The sequence below is a fragment of the Cryptosporangium minutisporangium genome (genome assembly GCF_039536245.1).
Lineage (GTDB): Bacteria > Actinomycetota > Actinomycetes > Mycobacteriales > Cryptosporangiaceae > Cryptosporangium > Cryptosporangium minutisporangium.
This window is the reverse complement of record NZ_BAAAYN010000067.1, coordinates 1-17,568: the sequence shown is the minus strand read 5'-3', so window position 1 is coordinate 17,568 and position 17,568 is coordinate 1. Positions and strand designations below refer to the sequence as shown.

Sequence of the window (17,568 nt, the reverse complement as noted above, 5' to 3'; positions counted from 1 at the left end):
TGACGGCTCTTCGCCGTTTCCGGGCCCAATCCGGAGCGCCGGCGCCTGGTCACCGCCACGCCGCTACTTACCCCCACCCGGAACCACGAGCGTGGACAGGTTAGGGTGTGCGCGTCGGCTGGTGCAGTGCGTCCGAACGCGCGATCCGGGTCACCGGCTCGCTCAAGAACCTAGGACGATGCGAACTCAGGCGAAGTCTCCGAGCGGCCGGATCGCGCCACGGGTCCGGCCGATAGACCGGTACGAGTTGCGGGCGGACGAAGCGGCAGCCCTCCGGGCAGCCGCCGATCGACTCGTCGCTAGCGCGCCGCATCCTGGTCCGGAACCGTGCCTCGATCAGGTCGTACTACTGGGGCACGAGCTCCCCTGGGAGATCCGACAGCGCTTCATTGATTTCAAGATCGGCAGAAGTGGCGTCGGCGGATTTGTCCTAGCGGGCATTCCGCTCGATGACGCGGCGTTGGGCCCAACCCCCCTGCAGATTCCCTGGCAGAGCGAGAGCGCCGAACTCCGGCGCGTGGATGCAATCCTGCTGCTGCTGGGGTCGCTTCTCGGTGACCCGTTCTCGCACGTCGGAGTCCAGGAAGGCCGTCTGATCCTGGATATCTGTCCGCTGCACGGCAACGAGGAGACGCAGCTCGCGTCGAGCTCGTCAGGTGGGTTGGCCTGGCACAACGAAGACGCGTACCACGACTTTCGGGCCGATTGGCTCCTTCTGATGTGCCTGCGGAATCCCCAGGCCGCGGCGACCAGCTTCGCCCGGATTCGCGACGTGCCCGTGGACGCTCGAGGGTCTGATGTTTTGTTTCGGCATGAGTTCCTGATCTCGCCGGATTCCTCGCACAGCGTCGACGCGAACGAACTCGGACTGAAGACCATTTCGGTGTTGAGCGGCGACCGCGAGTCCCCGTTCGTCCGGATCGATCCCGCGTTCATGAGCCGCGACTTGGCCAATGCAGACGCCGGGAAGGCGTTGGCCGCCCTAATCGACGCGTTCGACGAGAACCTTCAGGACGTCGTTCTGGAAGCGGGCGAGGTGCTGGTCATCGACAACCTGCGAGCGGTGCATGGCCGACGACCGTTCGAAGCGCGATACGACGGCCATGACCGGTGGCTGCGCTCCGTGAACATCACGGCCGACTTGCGAAAGTCGGAAGGATGTCGCACCGGCCCCCAGGGACGAGCGCTCCTCCCGGAGAGCGTCCGCTCAGGTACCGGACGGGTAGCTGGGGGGCCGGCCGGGATGCGTGGCCGCGTCCCACAGTCCCTGGAACCGCACGATGCGGTCGTGCACGACCTCGTCGCTGAGCACTAGGCGAGTCGTGAGCAGCCACGGGGCCGACGATGCCTCGCCGCGTGTCACCGGTGTTGTGTCGTACGAGACCTCGTCGTCGAACAGAACGAAGTCGGAGATCGATCCATCCGGGGGGATCGGACCCGCTCCGAGAACCTTCACCTCGATCCCCGCATTGAAGTGCATGGCGATGATGCGTTTGTGAACGTCACTGTTGATGAGGTCGGGGGTCTCGTAGATGAAGAGCCGCTTGATCGTGACGCCACGCCGAATCGCCGTGCGCTGCAGGTCCAGGTAGCGGCCGCCCAGATCGTTCATCCAGAAGCCGGCCTCGAATCCGAGCCCGTGCGTGCTGACGGTCGCCCAGCTGGTGGCGAGAATCGACTTGGTCGCACGTCGGGTGAGCGCGAGGAGCAGCTCCCGGTCCTCGCCCTCGTAAAAGACCTCGTGTCCGTCGGCGAGCGACTGAAGCACGTCGGATACGCGTTCGAGTTCGCTGCAGGCGATGGCGCGCACCAGTGGCTTGGTGGACGTGGTGATCAGGCCGGTGCGCCAGATCGCCTGCCGCAGCGGCTCCTTGGGTATTGCTGAGCGCTCGAGGTGCTCGACCAGCGCGGTAGCGTCGCTCACCCCGGCGAACCCCTCGGCAATGGCCGAATGTAACTCAGTGAGGATTGCTCGTTGATAGGCCGCGGACTGGCTGAGCCGTCGTTCGAACTCGGCGAGGTACTGGACGAGTAGCGTCACCCCGCCGGCGAGGACCGTCAGCACGAGCTGATCAGCGATCGAGACCTTCAGTGCGTCGTCGAGTAGCGCTGAACCGGCGAATGCGACGAACCCGGAGAGTGCTGACCAACCGAGTCGTCGGGCGAACGTGAGGGTGCGGGGAGTATCAGCGTCGAGGGTTGCGGCCACGTCGTCCCCGCCGTATCTCTACGTGTTCGTTGTCTTACTTCACAGTAGCGATAGTCGCAGCGGCGCAGCGTTCTTTCGGGACGATCGGCACGGGGAGGGGCGGAGGCCTTGCGTTAGGAGGCGAATCCGCTCATCGCTTTTCGTCGTCCGATACGGCCTTGGCGACGGTGAAGAAGCGTCGGGGCCGCGTCGTCGTCAGCAACCCCAGCAGGAGCAGCGCGCCGAGCGCGGGTCGGTGTGCGTCGACGGCCGAGAGCAGCACGGTCACCGTGGCGTACGAGAGCGTCATGACGTACGCGACCCGGTTGCCACGGGACAGCCCGTACGCGACCAGCGCTGCACCGGCCAGTCCGATCCCGAGCGCGATGGCCGTGCCCGGGTCGCGCTCCGCGGCGTGCCGTACGGCGCCCAGTAGGAACACGGTCGCCTGCAGGGTCACGAGGAGCGCGGCCAGGACGACCCGGCGGGGTGTGGCCGTGGAGCGTCGAAGCCGGGTGAGGCGCTCGCGGAGGCGATCGGTGCGCGTCGGCCGGCGGTAGGGCGCGGTCAACGCCACCGCGAGGGCGGACGACGGGTAGTGCTGGGCGGTCATGGCTCCTCCTGCGACCGGAACGGCGTTCGCCTCAGCGTGCAGCCGAAGAGGATGTTCGACCGTCCGTCGCCCGACCCGTCGAGTGTTCCCCCCGCGACGAAACCGGGCTTGCCGGGTGTGGTCGGTGGCAAATGCGTAGACCGTCCGCGGATATCAACTGCCTTGCTTGTGTGGACGCGGATCGGTAGGAACGGCGCATGACTTCACTCGGCGTCGTATTTCGTCCCCAAGTCCCTCCGGAGCGGCTTCGCGCCGTGGCGAGAGCGGCCGACGACGCCGGCCTGGAAGAGCTCTGGCTCTGGGAAGACTGTTTCTGGGAGAGCGGCATCGCGGCCGCGGCCGCGGCGCTGGCGTCCACCGAGCGGCTGCGGGTCGGGATCGGCCTGCTGCCGGTGCCGTTCCGGAACGTGGCGCTGGCGTCGATGGAGATCGCGACCCTGGAGCGGATGTTCCCCGGCCGCTTCCTGCCGGGCGTCGGGCACGGCGTCCAGGACTGGATGGGTCAGGTGGGCGCGCGGGTGTCCTCGCCGATGACCCTGCTCCGCGAACATGTGAACGCGATGCGGACGCTGCTGCGCGGCGAGGAGCTGAGTGTCGCCGGGCGGTACGTGACGCTCGACAAGGTAAAGCTCGACTGGCCACCGGCGCAGCCGCCCGGCATCCTCGTCGGCGCGGTCGGCCCGAAGACGCTGCGGCTGGCGGGGGAGACCGCCGACGGCACGATCCTGGACGGCCAGAACACGCCGGAGCGGGTGCGGTGGGCGTGCGGCGTGATCGAGGAGGGGCGGGTGGCGGCCGGCCGCACCGACCCGCACCGCGTCGTGGTCTTCACGTCCGCGGCGACCGGTCCGAACGCCGCTGAACGCCTGCGCCGGGAGAACGAGGCGTGGGGCCACGACCCCGGGGCCGACCTCGGTGTCGCGGGCGACGTCGACGCGTTCGTGGAGGGCACCGCCCGCTACGTCGAGGCGGGCGCCGACGCCCTGGTGTTCACGCCGACCGCCGACGAGCCCGACCTCGAAGGCTTCATCCGGTTCGTCGCCAACGAGGTCCGACCACGCGTCAGGTAGTTTTTCGATCATCTGTGCGATGATTGCCGGGTGGCTGGGCAGCCCGCACGGGCGACGATCCTGCACGCTGATCTCGACGCGTTCTACGCCTCGGTCGAGCAGCGGGACGATCCACGTCTGCGCGGCCGCCCGGTGATCGTCGGCGGCGGGGTCGTGCTCGCCGCCAGTTACGAGGCGAAGGCCTGTGGCGTTCGCACCGCGATGGGCGGCCGGATGGCGCGGGCGCTGTGTCCGCAGGCGATCGTCGTGCCGCCCCGGATGGGCGCGTACAGCGCGGCGAGCAAAGCCGTCTTCGAGGTCTTTCGCGACACCACGCCGCTCGTCGAGGGCATCTCGATCGACGAGGCGTTCCTCGACGTCGGCGGTTTGCGGAAAGTGAGCGGTGAGCCCGTCGACATCGCGGTGCGGCTGCGCTCGGAGGTCCTGGCGCGGGTCGGCTTGGCGATCACCGTCGGCGTCGCCAGGACGAAGTTCCTCGCGAAGGTCGCGAGCGGCGTCGCCAAGCCGGACGGTCTGCTGGTCGTGCCGCCCGAGACCGAGCTGGACTTCCTGCACCGGCTGCCGGTCGAGCGGCTCTGGGGCGTCGGCACGGTGACCGCGACCAAGCTGCGGAAACGGCGGATCACCACGGTCGGGCAGGTGGCCCGGCTCGGCGAGGCCTACCTGACCTCCGTGCTCGGCCAAGCGGCCGGCCGCCACCTGCACGCGCTCGCGCACAACCGGGACCCGCGTCCGGTCGTGGTGGGGCGGCGACGGCGGTCGATGGGGGCCCAGCGGGCGGTCGGGCGCGGTCCGCACCCGGTTCCCGAGCTGGAGGCGACGCTCGCGGGTCTGGTCGACCGGGTCAGCCGCCGGATGCGTGCGGCCGGTCGCGCCGGCCGCACGGTGACGCTGCGGCTGCGCTTCGAGGACTACTCCCGGGTCACCCGCTCGCACACGCTCGCCCGGCCCAGTTCCGCCACGACCGTGCTGCTCGACGCCGCCCGCGACTTGCTCGCCGCCGCGCTGCCGCTCATCACCGAGCGCGGCATCACGTTGATCGGCGTGGCGGTGGGGAACCTCGACGGCACCGGCGAGCAGCTGCTGCTGCCGCTCGACCACCCGGACGACGGTGGCCTGGACTCCGCGCTCGACGCGGTCCGCGAGCGGTTCGGCTCCGCGGCGGTGACCCGGGCGGCGTTGCTCGGCCGGGGCGAGGGATTCTCCGTTCCCCTTCTCCCGGACTGATGACGTCCGGGCCTATCCTCGAAGCGTGGCCACGCTCCCGGAACCTTCGCCGCTCCCGGACTCGCTCCCGGAGCCCGTGCCGTCCGGCCTGCCCGTAGCCGGCGAACTCCGGGCGTCGAACGCCGATCGCGAGCGGGTGGCGGCGGCGCTGCACGAGGCCGCCGCCGAGGGCCGCATCGACCTGGACGAACTCGACGGCCGGCTCGCCCAGGTCTACGCCGCCCGGACCTACGCGGAGTTGCAGCCGCTGACCAGAGACCTGCCGGCGGCCCGAGCCGAGTTCGTGCCCGCGCCGCCGCAGTCCCACGGGGTCACGTTGCCGCCCTCGAAGAGCGCCGTGGCGATCATGAGCGGCTTCAAGCGCAGCGGTCGGTGGACCGTGCCGCGGAAGTTCGAGTGCCTGGCGTTCTGGGGTGGCGGCACCGTCGACCTGCGGGAAGCGGTGTTCACCGAGGGCACGGTGACGATCCGGGCGGTCGCGATCATGGCCGGCATCGACGTCATCGTGCCGGAGAACGCGACCGTGCAGGTCACCGGCCTCGGCATCATGGGTGGCTTCGACGATAGGGCGTCCGGACCGGGCGATCCTGGTGCGCCGGTCATCGTCGTCACCGGGCTGGCGTTCTGGGCCGGCGTCGGCGTGAAACGGCGGCCCACCAAGGCCGAGGCCGAGCGTCGGCGGCTGGAGCGCAAGCGACTCAAGGCGGAGAAGCGCGCCCACGACGAGTTGACCGACTGAACGCACCCGACGGCTGACCGGGCGTCACCGGATGGCGGCGCCGCGGAGACGGCCGGGCGGTAGCGTGCGGCCGCAGAGGAACAGCAGCAGGTCGGTGCCCTTCCCGCGGAGCGGCTCGCCGTCGCCGAGCGTCCAGTCCAGGTCGTCCGCGCAGAGCCGGATGCCGGTCAGATCGACGCCGAAGAACTTCTGACCGCGCTCGACCGACCAGCCGTCCAGCACGGCCCGCAGCGTCGCCTCCGGGACCGGCCAGTCGAGGCCGAGCGGCACCGCGATGTCGAGCGCGTGCACGGTGTCGTGGGTGAGCGCCCCCGCGTACCCACCGCCCGGCGGCTTCCACGGGTGGTGGACGTTGTTCCGGACCGACGCGGTCAGCTCCTCGGCGGTCAGCGCGGCCGCGTCCGCCCGGGCGCACCGGTCGGCGAGGCGGTTGAAGTTGCCACGGGCCAGCGCGAAGTGCCAGAAGAACTGGGCGGGGGAGTAGCGGAACGCCATCGTGACGTGGGCGATCACCTCGCGGACCCGCCAGCCGGCGCAGAGCGTCGGAGCATCCCAGCGCTCCTCGGGCAGGGCGGCGAGCGTGTCGGCGAGCTGGAGGCGCTGGGCCGCGATCGCGGCGCGGATGTCGTCCATCGGGTTCCCTTCCGGAGTGCGGTGATCACTCCACCGACGAACGGGATCCCGTCACGAGGACAAGAGAGGCAACGAGGACAGACGACGCCGCAGGTACCGGCGCTCGGGTTCGGTGGCCGCTCGCTCGATCGCCTCGCGGTAGGCGTCCGCGGCCTCGGACGTGCGGCCGAGGCGTCGGAGCAGGTCGGCGCGGACAGCGGGCAGCAGCGGATATCCGGCCAGCTCGTCCCGCAGCCCGTCGGTGAGCGCCAGCCCGACCTCCGGCCCGTACGCCATGCCCACCGCCACCGCCTGGTTCAGCGCGACGACCGGGGACGGTGTCACCTCCCGCAGCGTCCCGTAGAGCACCGCGATCTGCCGCCAGTCGGTGTCCGCGGCGGTCGGCGCGGTCGCGTGGCACGCGGCGATCGCCGCCTGCACCTGGTACGGCCCGGGTCGGGCCAGCGAGCCCGAGCGGCTGCGGCGCAGGGCGGCGTCGAGCAAGGTCTCGGCCTCGGCGATCGCGGCGGCGTCCCACCGGCTGCGGTCCTGCTCTTCGAGCGGGACGAGTTCGCCGTCGACGACCCGGGTCGCGAACCGCGACCCGTGGAACAACATCAGCGCCAGCAGGCCGGCGGCCTCCGGCTCGTCCGGCATCAGCCGGTGCAGCAGGCGGGCCAGCCGGACCGCCTCGGTGGTCAGCGGACGCCGCACCAGCTCGGCGCCGGTTGTGGCCGCGTAACCCTCGCTGAACAGCAGGTACAGGACCGCGAGCACGGCGGGTGTCCGCTCCGGCAGTAGATGGGCTGGCGGCACCCGATAGGGGATGCCGGCGTGCCGGATCTTCTTCTTCGCCCGGACCAGGCGCTTGGCGAGCGTCGACTCCGAGACCAGGAACGCACGCGCGATCTCGGCGACGCTCAGCCCGGCGAGCGTCCGTAGCGTCAGCGCCACCTGCGCGTCCAGGGCCAGCGCCGGGTGGCAGCAGGTGAAGATCAGTCGGAGGCGGTCGTCGGTGATGTCGTGCTGGTCGGACGGGATCGGTGGGTGCACGGCGAGCTCCCGGAGTTTGGCGGCGCCGACCGCGTCGCGGCGCAGCCGGTCGAGGGCCCGGTTCCGGGCGGCGGTGGTGAGCCAGGCGCCGGGCCGCCGGGGGACGCCGTCCCGCGGCCACTTCGCGAGCGCCTGGGCGAACGCGTCCTGGGTGGCCTCCTCGGCGAGGTCCCAGTCACCGGTGATCCGGATCAACGTGGCGACGATCTGCCCCCAGTCGGTCCGGAACGCCTCGTCCACGGCGGCGGCCACAGTGGCGTCGGCCGGCGTCGCGTCCGAAGTCGTCGCGTCCGAAGTCGTGGCGTCGGGTCTCATGGGAGCAGTGGCCGTACCTCGATCGAGCCGTACGTCGCGGCGGGGTGCTTGCCGGCGATCTCGATCGCCTCGTCCAGGTCGGCGCACTCGATCAGGCAGATTCCACCGATCTGCTCCCGGGTCTCCGCGAACGGCCCGTCGGTCAGCAGCGTCTCGCCGTCCCGCACGCGGATCGTCGTCGCGTCCGTCGGCGGCCGCAGGCCGGCGCCCCCGTAGAGGACACCCCGCTCGGTCATCTCGCTGTCCCAGCCGCCGCAGCCGTCGTTCGCGTGCTCCGCGGCGGTCTCGTCGCCGCAGATGAGCAGTACGTATTTCATCCGTCCTCCGAAGTCGGTGTGTGTCCACTTCACCGACGAACGGCGTCTGCGCGCAAGGACCGGCTCAGCTCCAGGCCCAGACCGGCTGTTCGAGATGGGCCACCGGGGTCGCGCGCCCGTGCAGCGCCACCTCGCGGAACTGGTAGATGACCGCGGCGGTCGGCGCGTGGACGTACGTTCCCACCAGCGGTAGCTGAATCACTGGCTGGTCGGACTCGGGGATCCGGAGGTACCGCGGCTCGACGTCGACGTCGGCCAGCGGAATCGTGTAGACCTCGGCGACCTCCGCCGGGTTGGGAGCCAGCGGCGGGGCGTCGCCGATCGCGAACACGATCGGGGTGATCACGTAACCCGACCGCGTCGTGTAGTCGTCCAGCGCGCCGACGTACGCCGACCGGGTCGCCGGTACGCCCAACTCCTCGCCGAGCTCGCGGAGCGCGGCGTCCACCGCGTCCTCACCCGGGTCGAGCCGGCCGCCCGGAAGGGCGAGCTGCCCGGGGTGCGCGCGCAGACCCGAGTTCCGGCGGGTGAGCCAGATACCCAGCGTCGGGCCGCTGCGGGCTACCGCGAGCGCGACCGCCGCGTGCCGCAGCCCCGCGGTCGGGAGTGTGGTGGGGCGGAATGCCCGGACGTTGGCGACCAACGCGCTCAGCTCGATCTCCCCACCCATGATGACTGCACCCTACTCGGCGGTGGCCGGGCTGCCGGGCGAGTCGATGTGGACGGTCCGCCCGATCGGCCTGCTGCTGTTCGCGATCGGCCACTTCCTCGACGAACCCGACGACGCGTACGGGGTCGTCAGCCGGCTCGTGGACGCACTGCCGTCCGGCTCCTACCTCGCGATGTCGCACCTGACCGGTGAGTTCCAGCCGGAGGAGACGAAGAAGACCGAGGCGATGTACAAGGCGCAGGGCATGAAGCTCCGGACGCGCAGCAAGGACGAGATCACCCGGTTCTTCGACGGTCTGGAGCTGGTCGAGCCCGGCGTGACGCTGACTCATCGGTGGCGTCCGGACGCGCTCGACCGGGTCAGCTCGGAGGAGCCCGGCGAGCGCGCCTCGGTGTTACGGCGCCGTGGCTCGCAAGCCCTGAGTCACCGCGGTCGTCCGTCGGCGTCCAGGTAGTCGCGCCAGCTCCGGCGCGGCTCCCAGCCCAGCAGCCGCTTCGCCTTCGTGCAGTCGATGCCGCTGGCGTCCGGACGGGCGACCGGACGCAGGTCGGTGGGGGCATCCGGGTACGCCGCGCGCCAGGACGCATGCAGGTCGCGGCCGCCGACGGTGTCCGCGGCCGCGAGGTAGACCACCTCGTGCCCGGGGACGTCGGACTCCGCGGCCCGCACGATCGCGTCCCCGAGGTCGGCGGCGTCCACGTATGACCAGCCGGTGAGGGACGGAACGTTCGGGTCGGCGACGATCGGCCCGAGGTTCAGCGGGTAGCTGGCGGCGTTCTGCACCCAGGTCGGCCGGAGCGAGAGCACCTTCAGGTCCGAGCGCCGGACAGCGGCGTCGCAGAGCAGCTCGCCGAAGTGCTTGGCCAGCCCGTACGGATCCTGCGGCGCGGCGGGGTGCTCCTCGTCGAGCGGGAGGTATGCCGGGTACCAGGGACGCTCGGCGAAGTGGAAGCCGGTGACCGTCTCGCTGGAGATGTTCACCAACCGGGGCACGTCCCAGCGGACGCACGCCTCGACGACGTTGAACAGGCCGCCGAGGTTGTTCTGGAACACGGTGGCCGGAGCATGCTGGCCGGGCGCCGGGATGGCCCCGGCGTGGACCACTGCGTCGTAGCGGCCCGCCTTCGTCCCCTCGCCGGCGCTGATGCCGCCGATCAACGCGTACACGTCCCCGGGAGACGTCAGATCGGCCTGGACGTACGGGACCTTCGCGGTCACCGGCGCGTCCGGCGCCGGACGGTCGAAGCTCGGCGGCGCGAGGTCGGTCGCGGTGACGTCGTGTCCGGCGGCGACGAGTGCCTCGACCGCCGCGGCGCCGACCTTGCCGCGGGCGCCGGTTACCAATGTCCTCATCGTGCTACTCCTCTGGCATGCGCCTGGTGATCATGGCCGATACCCACGTGCCGAAACGCGCCCGGGACCTCCCGGCGCCGCTGTGGGCGGACGTCGCGTCGGCTGACGTCGTGATTCATGCGGGCGATTGGGTCGACGTCGCTCTGCTGGACGTGCTCGAGGCGCGCAGCGCCCGCCTGATCGGCGTCTACGGGAACAACGATGGGCCGGCGCTGCGCGCCCGGTTGCCGGAGATCGCCCGAGCCGAGTTGGACGGGCTCCGGGTCGCGGTCGTGCACGAGACCGGGGCCGCCGGTGGCCGGGAACGGCGCTGCGTGGCGCGGTTCCCGGACACCGACGTGCTGGTGTTCGGCCACTCGCACATCCCCTGGGACACCACGGCCCCGACCGGTCTGCGGCTGCTCAACCCCGGGTCGCCGACCGACCGGCGCCGGCAGCCGTACGCCACCTACCTGACGGCGTCCGTGCACGCCGGCGCACTGACCGACGTCGAGTTCCACCGCATCGAGCGCTGAGCGCTGGGCCCGACGACGGTTTGCCGAGCAGTCAACGCGCCCGGCACGCGGGTGACGTTGACTTCCCCGCAAACGACCTCAGTTCGGGGTGCGCCAGGTGCGGCCGTGGCGACCGATCAGGCGGTCGGCGTCGGTCGGGCCCCAGGACGCGGCCTCGTAGGTCGGGATCGGGCTGGTGTCGTTCGCCCAGTGCTCGATGATCGGGTCGACGATCCGCCAGCACTGCTCGACCTCGTCGGTGCGGATGAACAGCGTCGCGTCACCGAGCAGCGCGTCCAGGATCAGCCGCTCGTACGCTTCCGGCGACTCCTCCCGGAACGTCTGGTCGTACGAGAACTCCATGCTCGCCGTCCGCACCCGGAACGAGTGACCGGGCACCTTCGCGCCGAACCGCAGCGAGATGCCTTCGTTCGGCTGGATGCGCAGGATCAGCGCGTCGGCCTCCAGTTCGGTGAGCTGGTTCCCCGGGATCGGCAGGTGCGGCGGCCGCTGGAACTGCAGCGCCACTTCGGTGACCCGCGCCGGGAGCCGCTTGCCGGTCCGGACGTAGAACGGGACGCCGGCCCACCGCCAGTTGTCGACGTCGAGCCGCAGCGCCGCGTATGTCTCGGTGCGGGACAGCGGGTCGACGCCCGGCTCCTCGCGGTACCCGGGCATCAGCTCCTCGCGGGTACCGCCGCGGGTGTACTGGCCCCTGACCGCGACGTCGGCGACGTCCCGATCGGTGGGCAGCCGGATCGCCTGCAGCAGCTTCACCTTCTCGTTGCGCAGCGCCTCGGCGCCGAACGAGGCCGGCGGCTCCATCAGCGCCAGCGCCAGCACCTGCAGCACGTGGTTCTGCACGATGTCGCGCATCGCACCGGCGGTCTCGTAGAAGCTGCCGCGGGTGCCCACGCCGAGCGTCTCGGCGACCGTGATCTGCACGCTGTCGACCCAGGACCGGTCCCAGATCGGCTGGAAGATCGAGTTCGCGAAGCGCAGCGCGAGCACGTTCTGGACGGTGTCCTTGCCCAGGTAGTGGTCGATCCGGAAGACCTGCTGCTCCTCGAACGCGGTGTGCACGGTCGCGTCGAGCTGGCGGGCGCTGGCCAGGTCGCTGCCGTACGGCTTCTCGATCACCAGCCGGGCGAAGCCTTCCTCGGCGCGCGGCCGGTTCAGCCCGGCGCCGGCCAGCCCGTTGATGATCGGCGAGAACGCCTGCGGCGGTGTCGACAGGTAGAACAGGTGGTTGCCGCGGGTGCCGCGCTGGTGGTCGAGCTCGTCGAGCAGCGTCGCGAGGCTCTTGTACGTCTCCGGGTCGTCGTAGCCGCCGGACACGTACCGGAGGCCGCCGCCGGCGAGCTGCTGCAGGTCACCCAGGCCGTTCCCGCCGAGGATCGAGGCCTGGAACTCGTCGTCGTTCATCGGCGTGCGGGCGACGCCGACCAGCGCGAACTCCTTCGGCAGCCGGCCGTGCCTGGCCAGGTTCGCGACGGCCGGGATCAGCTTCCGCCTGGTCAGATCCCCGGACGCACCGAAGATCACCAGCGTCGACGGCGGCGCGCTCCGGTCGTCCGAGTACTGCGCGGCGATCTCCATCGTCCGTCCCTCTCGTGCTGCAATCGTCGTTCGGCGGTCGTCTGTATCGATGCAATCGATAACGACGACGGACAGCCTGCCATTTCCGTCTGAACTACGGATGACTGGCGTCATCGGTTGAATGCGGTGCCGAATCCGGCGATCGGCGGCAGCGGCGACTCTGCCGCGGGGAGATGGGGGCTCCGAGGCCAGTATGCGACCGCTCCGTCGGGTTGGCGACCGCGTTGGTGGCGCTGGGGTGCGACGCTGCGACGAATGCGAGTTGATACCGACGCGCTGCGGACGCCGCCCGCCGCCGCGTTCCTCGCCGGCCCGCTGTTCCTGGCCGGCGCCTTGGCGGTGATCGCGGTGGTCGTGCCGGTGGTGTGGGCCGGTGGCCACCCGCTCGACGTCGACCTAGCCGCCGGGCGGTTGCTGGCGGCACCGGGCTCGGAGATCGCCGGGATCGTGACCCAACTCGGGTCGGGCGCGGTGCTCTACCCGGTGCTCGCGGTGCTGGCGCTGCTGCGGAGGGTGTCCGGTGTCCCGTGGCGGAGTGCGGTGGCGCCGTTGGTCGTGCTGGCCGCCGCGCAGACGGTCGAAGCGGTCACGTTCGTGACGCTGGTGCGGCCGGGGCCGGTGGGCGGCGAGACGTCGTTCTCCTCCGGGCACGTGCTGGCGGCGGTCCTGGGCTGGGGGCTGGTCGCCCGCGAGTTCCGCGGCCGGGGACGGTTCGTGCTGGTCGGGGTGGTGGGCGCAGCGGTGGGGCTGAGTCGCGTCGTCCTGGGAGTGCACTGGCTCACCGACGTGGTCGTCGGGTGGGCGCTGGGTGCCGTGGTGCTGACCGCGGTCGCCGCGGTGCCCGCCGGGAGGTCGGCGGACCACCGGCCCCGGGAGGAGCCGTCGGCGGGCAGCGCGGCGGGGTCGGCAATCCGTCGATGGCTCACCACCGCACGGGGCGCCTGGGTGCTGCCGGCCGTCGCCGCGCTCGTTCCGCTGGTGCCGATCCTCCTGGTGCCCGGCCGGGACCGGATGAAGGACCTGCTCGTCTACTACGGCGCGGGGAGCACGGCCGGCACCGGCTCGGACGTCTACGAATTCCGCACCGTGTTCGACATGCCGTTCACCTATCCGCCGTTCGCCGCGGTGCTGAGCGAACCGCTCTCCCGGGTACCGCTGGGCCTGCTGCAGGTGCTCTGGGTGGTGGCTTCGCTGGCTGCGTTGGTGGGGGTCGCGCGGCTCGGGATGCGGCCGGTGGTCGCCCGGATCGGCCTGCCGCTCACGCTGGCACTGCTGCTGGTGTCGGCACCGGTCCGCAGCCACCTGCGGTTCGGCCAGGTCGGGCTCTTCCTGGTGCTGCTGGTCGCCGCCGACCTGCTGCACCGCCACCGACGCCACGGCCTCGGGCTGGGTATCGCGATCGCGGTGAAGCTCACGCCGGCCGTGTTCGTCCCCTGGTTGCTCGTCACCCGGAGCCGGCGGACGTTCCTCACGGTGGTGGTCACGGCGGTCGGTGCGACGGTCGCGGGCCTCCTGCTGCTCTGGCCCAGCGCCGCCGAGTACCTGTGGCGCGCGTTGTGGGACTCGGACCGGTTCGGCGCGAACGACGTCGTCGGCAACCAGTCGGTCCGGGGGATGTTGCTCCGGACCGGCTTGCCCGACTCCGCGGTGTCCCTGCTCTGGCTCGGGTCCGCGCTGGTGCTCGTCGCGGTGGGGACGTTCGGCGCGTGGCGGCTGGAGCGGGACGGGAACCGGCTCGGCGCGATCGGCGTGCTGGCGGCGCTGTCGGTCGCGGTGTCGCCGATCTCCTGGGTCCACCACCTGGTCTGGCTCGTGCTGCCGCTGTCGGCGGTGGTCGCCGCGGGGCGGTACGTGCTCGCGGCCGGCTGGGCGGTGCTGCTCACGGTCAGCCTGCCGTCGATCGGCGCGGCCGGACTGCGAGGCGAGACCGCGCACCCGGTGTTCTGGCATTTCGTGGTGGACGTCCAAGGGCTCACCGCGGTCGCCGCGGTACTCGTCCTGCCGTGGCTGGTGCGAAACTCCAGGCGCTCCGCTGGCGGCCGGCCGGAGGCCGTCGTGCCGGAGGGTGCGTCGCGTCAGCCTGCGGCGTCGTCGTAGTTCATGGCGCCCACGACGTTGCCGGACGGGTCGGCGAGCCAGAGGAGGTGGCCGACGCCCGCGATCGTCGTCGGCTCGCTCAGCGTCCGTCCGCCGGCCGCTCGGGCGGCGTCCGCGACGGCGGCGAGGTCGTCGACCGCGATCGTGCACTCGAACCCGGTGGTGGGTCCGTCGAGGAGGTCGCGCCGCTGTTGGAGTGCGGTGGTGACTCCGGGACCGGTCGGGTCGTCGGCGGGGATCCGGTAGAACCCGGGCGGCCCCCAGGCGGTGAAGCGCCACCCGAACGTCGCACGGTAGAAAGCGCGGCTGGCGGCGGTGTCGTCGGCGTTGATCGCGAGGTGCGAGAGCGTGGGCATGCCTCGAACGCTACGAGGGATCGTCGGCTGCGCACCGCCGATAGTGCGGCGTAGCCTGTCGCGTATGCGGCACGTGGGCGCGGAGCCTCCGGAGCCTCCGGAGCCGCCGGAGCTGGAGGGCCCGGAGCGGGAGGGCCCGGAGCGGGAGGGCCCGGAGCTGGAGGGCCCGGAGCCGGACGTTCGGTGTTACGCGGTGTCCCATCCCGGTGGGCCGGTCCGGCTGCCGCAGGACCCGGCGTGGCACCAGCTCGTGTACGCGGTCCAGGGCGTCCTCACCGTCGACACGCCGGTGGGAGCCTGGGTGGTTCCGCCGCACCGTGCGGCGTGGGTGCCGGCCGGCGTGACGCATCGGCTGCTGCTCTCCGGCCGGACGACGCTACGCACCCTGTACCTACAGCGCGAGCTGGCGCTGCTCCCTCCGATCTGTCGCGTGGTCGACGTGTCGCCGCTGGTTCGGGAGCTGATCCTGGAGGCGGTGCGCTCGGCGCCACTGCGGATGGCCGATCCGGTCAGTGCGCGACTGGTCGGCGTGCTGGCCGATCAGCTGGCCACCCTGCCCGAGACGGCACTGCGACTCCCGGTGCCGCGGGACCCGCGGGCCGCCGCGGTGGCAGCCTTGCTGCGAACCGACCCCGCCCTGGACGTCTCGGTCGACGTGCTCGCGCGCCGCGCGAACGCGAGCAGGCGTGCCCTGGAGCGGGTGTTCCGCGCCGAGACCGGCATGTCCGTCGGGCAGTGGCGCCGCCGGTACCGCATGCTCGAGGCGCTCCGCCTGCTCGCCGCCGGCGAGTCGGCCACGAGCGTGGCGGCGCGGGTGGGGTACGCAACGCCGAGCGCGTTCAGTGCGGCGTTCCGCGCCGAGCTGGGAGGTACCCCGGCCCGCTGGTTCGACCGGTGAGGCATGGCTGCGTCTCTCCGGCCTAAGACACCAACACCAACCAACCTCGACGGCTGGCGGGCCCCGTGGTCGGCCGCATCAGCCTCGATGTCCTGCGGACGCGCCGGACCTGTTCAGATGTCTCGTTCGGCGACCAGGTGCCTGAATTGGCCGTACGGCTCGACGACGTTCTGCTCGGAGCGAGTTCGTGGTGCTGGGATTCCGTCGCCTCGCTCTGGCACCCGCGCGCGAGTGCCTGGCAGCGCAGCACGAGGGCGTACGGTGATCTCCAACGGTCGCCCCGACGTGATCTCCTGAGACGGAGACGGAGACGGCACGTCGCTCTCGCGGTCCTCGCGTTCACGCTCGCCGACGGCCGCATCGTCGAGTTCACGGCCGTGATCGACCCGGCGAATTCGCGCTGATGGTCCTGCCGGACCCTGCGATGGCCGCCGGCCTCGATCCTCCCTGCAATCCCCACGGAGAACGCGTCCCCAGCGCACTGCGAAACCGCTACCGGCCTGCTCAAGCAGCTCTGTGGATAACGCTCTTCTGTCTTAGGCAGCCCCTAGAATTAGCACATGTGTTCGATCTCCGAGTGTGTCACTGTGACGCGGGAGCTCGCCGGGGAAGACCTCGGCGGGCTCTCGGATGCCGCGCTGCTCGATCGAATGCGCCACCTGCAAGAAATGCGCTGTCTCGTGGACGCGGCAGCGGTGGCCACCGCAGGTGCCGTGCACCGGCGGGGCGCGGTCTCCCACGACGGATCGGCGTCGACCAAGTCCTGGATCCAGGGCAGGCTCCGGCTCGCGCCCGGCGAGGCGGGCACTCTCGTCGATACCGCGGCGGCGATGCCGGAGCTGCCACGGTTCGCCGGTGCGTTGGGCGCGGGAGAGATCACGCTCGGGCACGCGGCTGTGGCGGCATGGCTGGCCAGGAAGGTCGGCAGAGCGGCGCCCGAACTCGTTCCGCAGGCCGAGGAACTGTTGTTCCCGCACACCCAGCGGCTCAATTCGTCAGAGCTGCGGCACGTCGCGAAGCGCATCGCGGCCTACCTGGTGCCGGAGCGCGACGATCCGCCGGACCCGGAGCGGGCGCTGTTCTTGGCGCAGACCTACGGTGGCATCTGGGATCTCAAGGGCTGCCTCTCGCCCGAGTTCGGGGCGATGCTGCAGACCATCCTCACCACGCTCCCCAAGCCCGACCCCGATGACGAGCGGTCGGCGGCCGAGCGCCGCCACGACGCCCTCGCCGAACTCGTGCGGCGGATCCTGGACAGCCGCGAGCTGCCGGCCAACGGCGGCGAGCAGCCGCATCTAGCCGTTCTGGTTCACGCCAACGATCTGCGCACCACGGCTACCGGCCGATGCGTTCTCGCTGAGGATCCGGCGCCCGACGGCGAAGGCGACGACCGGAACGGCGGCTGGAACGACCACCGCGCGTCAGGCGACGGCTGGGACGCGGACCCGAACTGGAGCGCGGATGCAGACTGGGGCGCCGCCTCAGGCGCCGACCCCGGCTGCGACGCCGACATCGGCTGTGACGCCGACGTGGGATGGGACTCCGCTGAGGTCTGGGACTGGGAGACCCTCGCGGACTGGCGCCTCGACCCGCAACCGGAGCCAGCGGTCGCCGCGCTGGGCGCGGCCGCCACCAATGCAGACCGACCGGAAACCGGCACGAGCGGTGTTCTGGTGCCCAGCGGCGGTCGGACAGGCATCGGCCTGATCAGCGCGGAGATCAGTACATCCGCGACCGGCGCCGACGGTAGCGCCGCTCGGCCCAACGGTCCTGCGAGAGGTGGCGGCTCGAGCAGCGGTCGGGCCGGCGGTCCTGCGAGTGGTGATGGCCCGAGCGGCGGCCGGGCCAGCGGTCCAGCGAGTGGTGATGGCGCGAGCGGTGTCCGTACCGGTCGCGGGCCTGGCGATGCCGCCGCGCCGGGTAGCGGCCCCTCCGGCTTCGGGTACGTGCCCGGCAGCCGTTGGGTG

Annotated in this window: 18 protein-coding genes; 9 read left to right on the top strand and 9 right to left on the bottom strand. The window is 71.5% G+C overall.

Features of this window, described 5'->3' with window-relative positions; all coding sequences use genetic code 11:
* Positions 1 to 178: 178 nt before the first annotated feature.
* Entirely contained in the window at positions 179 to 1,315 is a 1,137-nt protein-coding gene (locus ABEB28_RS39280) for a TauD/TfdA family dioxygenase (protein ID WP_345733394.1), read from the top strand.
* Here ABEB28_RS39280 and ABEB28_RS39275 read toward each other — a convergent pair.
* On the bottom strand, positions 1,208 to 2,209 hold the full coding sequence (locus ABEB28_RS39275) for a hypothetical protein (RefSeq protein WP_345733393.1): 1,002 nt from the start codon (positions 2,207 to 2,209) through the stop codon (positions 1,208 to 1,210). The genes ABEB28_RS39280 and ABEB28_RS39275 overlap by 108 nt on opposite strands.
* 130 nt (positions 2,210 to 2,339) lie before the next feature.
* Positions 2,340 to 2,801, bottom strand: a complete 462-nt coding sequence (locus tag ABEB28_RS39270; RefSeq protein ID WP_345733392.1) for a hypothetical protein — start codon at positions 2,799 to 2,801, stop codon at positions 2,340 to 2,342.
* Between the two features lie 197 nt (positions 2,802 to 2,998).
* Between ABEB28_RS39270 and ABEB28_RS39265 the strand changes: the two genes are divergently transcribed.
* Genes ABEB28_RS39265 through ABEB28_RS39255 form a run of 3 tightly spaced genes read left to right on the top strand, consistent with a single transcriptional unit; the run spans position 2,999 to position 5,837 of the window.
* Positions 2,999 to 3,871 carry an LLM class flavin-dependent oxidoreductase gene (locus tag ABEB28_RS39265; RefSeq protein WP_345733391.1) on the top strand — a complete coding sequence of 291 codons (873 nt, stop codon included), beginning with the start codon at positions 2,999 to 3,001 and terminating at the stop codon, positions 3,869 to 3,871.
* 30 nt (positions 3,872 to 3,901) lie between these two features.
* On the top strand, positions 3,902 to 5,098 hold the full coding sequence (gene dinB / locus ABEB28_RS39260) for a DNA polymerase IV (protein WP_345733390.1): 1,197 nt from the start codon (positions 3,902 to 3,904) through the stop codon (positions 5,096 to 5,098).
* A 25-nt stretch (positions 5,099 to 5,123) separates the two neighbouring features.
* On the top strand, positions 5,124 to 5,837 hold the full coding sequence (locus ABEB28_RS39255) for a DUF1707 SHOCT-like domain-containing protein (RefSeq protein ID WP_345733389.1): 714 nt from the start codon (positions 5,124 to 5,126) through the stop codon (positions 5,835 to 5,837).
* 24 nt (positions 5,838 to 5,861) lie between these two features.
* Here ABEB28_RS39255 and ABEB28_RS39250 read toward each other — a convergent pair whose 3' ends face one another.
* From ABEB28_RS39250 to ABEB28_RS39235, 4 genes are all read right to left on the bottom strand, one after another.
* Positions 5,862 to 6,470: a maleylpyruvate isomerase family mycothiol-dependent enzyme gene (locus ABEB28_RS39250; protein ID WP_345733388.1), complete on the bottom strand. Its 609-nt coding sequence runs from the start codon at positions 6,468 to 6,470 to the stop codon at positions 5,862 to 5,864.
* A 51-nt stretch (positions 6,471 to 6,521) separates the two neighbouring features.
* Complete coding sequence (locus ABEB28_RS39245) at positions 6,522 to 7,817, bottom strand: RNA polymerase sigma factor (RefSeq protein WP_345733387.1); 1,296 nt, start codon at positions 7,815 to 7,817, stop codon at positions 6,522 to 6,524.
* The gene (locus ABEB28_RS39240) at positions 7,814 to 8,134 is read right to left on the bottom strand and encodes a YciI family protein (protein WP_345733386.1); all 321 of its coding nucleotides are present in this window, start codon (positions 8,132 to 8,134) and stop codon (positions 7,814 to 7,816) included. Before ABEB28_RS39240 ends, ABEB28_RS39245 begins: the two co-directional genes overlap by 4 nt.
* A 64-nt stretch (positions 8,135 to 8,198) precedes the next feature.
* Positions 8,199 to 8,804, bottom strand: a complete 606-nt coding sequence (locus ABEB28_RS39235; RefSeq protein ID WP_345733385.1) for an NUDIX hydrolase — start codon at positions 8,802 to 8,804, stop codon at positions 8,199 to 8,201.
* A 1-nt stretch (position 8,805) separates the two neighbouring features.
* Here ABEB28_RS39235 and ABEB28_RS39230 point away from each other — a divergent pair, with 1 nt between their 5' ends.
* The gene (locus ABEB28_RS39230; protein WP_345733384.1) at positions 8,806 to 9,258 is read left to right on the top strand and encodes an SAM-dependent methyltransferase; all 453 of its coding nucleotides are present in this window, start codon (positions 8,806 to 8,808) and stop codon (positions 9,256 to 9,258) included.
* On the opposite strand, the gene ABEB28_RS39225 is transcribed toward ABEB28_RS39230, so the two are convergent.
* Positions 9,228 to 10,157 (bottom strand): NAD-dependent epimerase/dehydratase family protein, encoded by a 930-nt coding sequence (locus tag ABEB28_RS39225; RefSeq protein ID WP_345733383.1) that lies wholly within the window; start codon positions 10,155 to 10,157, stop codon positions 9,228 to 9,230. The two genes, ABEB28_RS39230 and ABEB28_RS39225, sit on opposite strands and share 31 nt — an antisense overlap.
* Before the next feature lie 17 nt (positions 10,158 to 10,174).
* On the opposite strand from ABEB28_RS39225, the gene ABEB28_RS39220 reads away from it, so the two are divergent.
* Entirely contained in the window at positions 10,175 to 10,672 is a 498-nt protein-coding gene (locus ABEB28_RS39220; RefSeq protein ID WP_345733382.1) for a metallophosphoesterase family protein, read from the top strand.
* Positions 10,673 to 10,750: 78 nt separating this feature from the next.
* On the opposite strand, the gene zwf is transcribed toward ABEB28_RS39220, so the two are convergent.
* Positions 10,751 to 12,250: a glucose-6-phosphate dehydrogenase gene (gene zwf, locus ABEB28_RS39215; RefSeq protein ID WP_345733381.1), complete on the bottom strand. Its 1,500-nt coding sequence runs from the start codon at positions 12,248 to 12,250 to the stop codon at positions 10,751 to 10,753.
* Between the two features lie 255 nt (positions 12,251 to 12,505).
* Here zwf and ABEB28_RS39210 point away from each other — a divergent pair, with 255 nt between their 5' ends.
* Positions 12,506 to 14,347, top strand: a complete 1,842-nt coding sequence (locus ABEB28_RS39210) for a glycosyltransferase 87 family protein (RefSeq protein WP_345733380.1) — start codon at positions 12,506 to 12,508, stop codon at positions 14,345 to 14,347.
* Here the strand turns inward: ABEB28_RS39210 and ABEB28_RS39205 are convergent.
* Positions 14,326 to 14,703, bottom strand: a complete 378-nt coding sequence (locus tag ABEB28_RS39205; RefSeq protein WP_345733379.1) for a VOC family protein — start codon at positions 14,701 to 14,703, stop codon at positions 14,326 to 14,328. The two genes, ABEB28_RS39210 and ABEB28_RS39205, sit on opposite strands and share 22 nt — an antisense overlap.
* 64 nt (positions 14,704 to 14,767) lie before the next feature.
* On the opposite strand from ABEB28_RS39205, the gene ABEB28_RS39200 reads away from it, so the two are divergent.
* Both ABEB28_RS39200 and ABEB28_RS39195 read left to right on the top strand, forming a co-directional pair.
* On the top strand, positions 14,768 to 15,601 hold the full coding sequence (locus ABEB28_RS39200; RefSeq protein ID WP_345733378.1) for an AraC family transcriptional regulator: 834 nt from the start codon (positions 14,768 to 14,770) through the stop codon (positions 15,599 to 15,601).
* A gap of 560 nt (positions 15,602 to 16,161) precedes the next feature.
* A partial coding sequence (locus tag ABEB28_RS39195; protein ID WP_345733377.1) for a DUF222 domain-containing protein occupies positions 16,162 to 17,568 on the top strand: 1,407 nt, incomplete at its 3' end.

Excerpts from the sequence above, each read along its gene's own strand:
- ABEB28_RS39230 (WP_345733384.1), top strand. The coding sequence starts at position 8,806 with ATGACTGCACCCTACTCGGCGGTGGCCGGGCTGCCGGGCGAGTCGATG.
- ABEB28_RS39265 (WP_345733391.1), top strand. The coding sequence starts at position 2,999 with ATGACTTCACTCGGCGTCGTATTTCGTCCCCAAGTCCCTCCGGAGCGG.
- ABEB28_RS39250 (WP_345733388.1), bottom strand. The coding sequence starts at position 6,470 with ATGGACGACATCCGCGCCGCGATCGCGGCCCAGCGCCTCCAGCTCGCC.
- ABEB28_RS39240 (WP_345733386.1), bottom strand. The coding sequence starts at position 8,134 with ATGAAATACGTACTGCTCATCTGCGGCGACGAGACCGCCGCGGAGCAC.
- ABEB28_RS39210 (WP_345733380.1), top strand. The coding sequence starts at position 12,506 with ATGCGAGTTGATACCGACGCGCTGCGGACGCCGCCCGCCGCCGCGTTC.
- ABEB28_RS39270 (WP_345733392.1), bottom strand. The coding sequence starts at position 2,801 with ATGACCGCCCAGCACTACCCGTCGTCCGCCCTCGCGGTGGCGTTGACC.
- zwf (WP_345733381.1), bottom strand. The coding sequence starts at position 12,250 with ATGGAGATCGCCGCGCAGTACTCGGACGACCGGAGCGCGCCGCCGTCG.
- ABEB28_RS39245 (WP_345733387.1), bottom strand. The coding sequence starts at position 7,817 with ATGAGACCCGACGCCACGACTTCGGACGCGACGACTTCGGACGCGACG.
- ABEB28_RS39280 (WP_345733394.1), top strand. The coding sequence starts at position 179 with ATGCGAACTCAGGCGAAGTCTCCGAGCGGCCGGATCGCGCCACGGGTC.
- ABEB28_RS39200 (WP_345733378.1), top strand. The coding sequence starts at position 14,768 with ATGCGGCACGTGGGCGCGGAGCCTCCGGAGCCTCCGGAGCCGCCGGAG.
- ABEB28_RS39205 (WP_345733379.1), bottom strand. The coding sequence starts at position 14,703 with ATGCCCACGCTCTCGCACCTCGCGATCAACGCCGACGACACCGCCGCC.
- ABEB28_RS39225 (WP_345733383.1), bottom strand. The coding sequence starts at position 10,157 with ATGAGGACATTGGTAACCGGCGCCCGCGGCAAGGTCGGCGCCGCGGCG.
- ABEB28_RS39220 (WP_345733382.1), top strand. The coding sequence starts at position 10,175 with ATGCGCCTGGTGATCATGGCCGATACCCACGTGCCGAAACGCGCCCGG.
- ABEB28_RS39235 (WP_345733385.1), bottom strand. The coding sequence starts at position 8,804 with ATGGGTGGGGAGATCGAGCTGAGCGCGTTGGTCGCCAACGTCCGGGCA.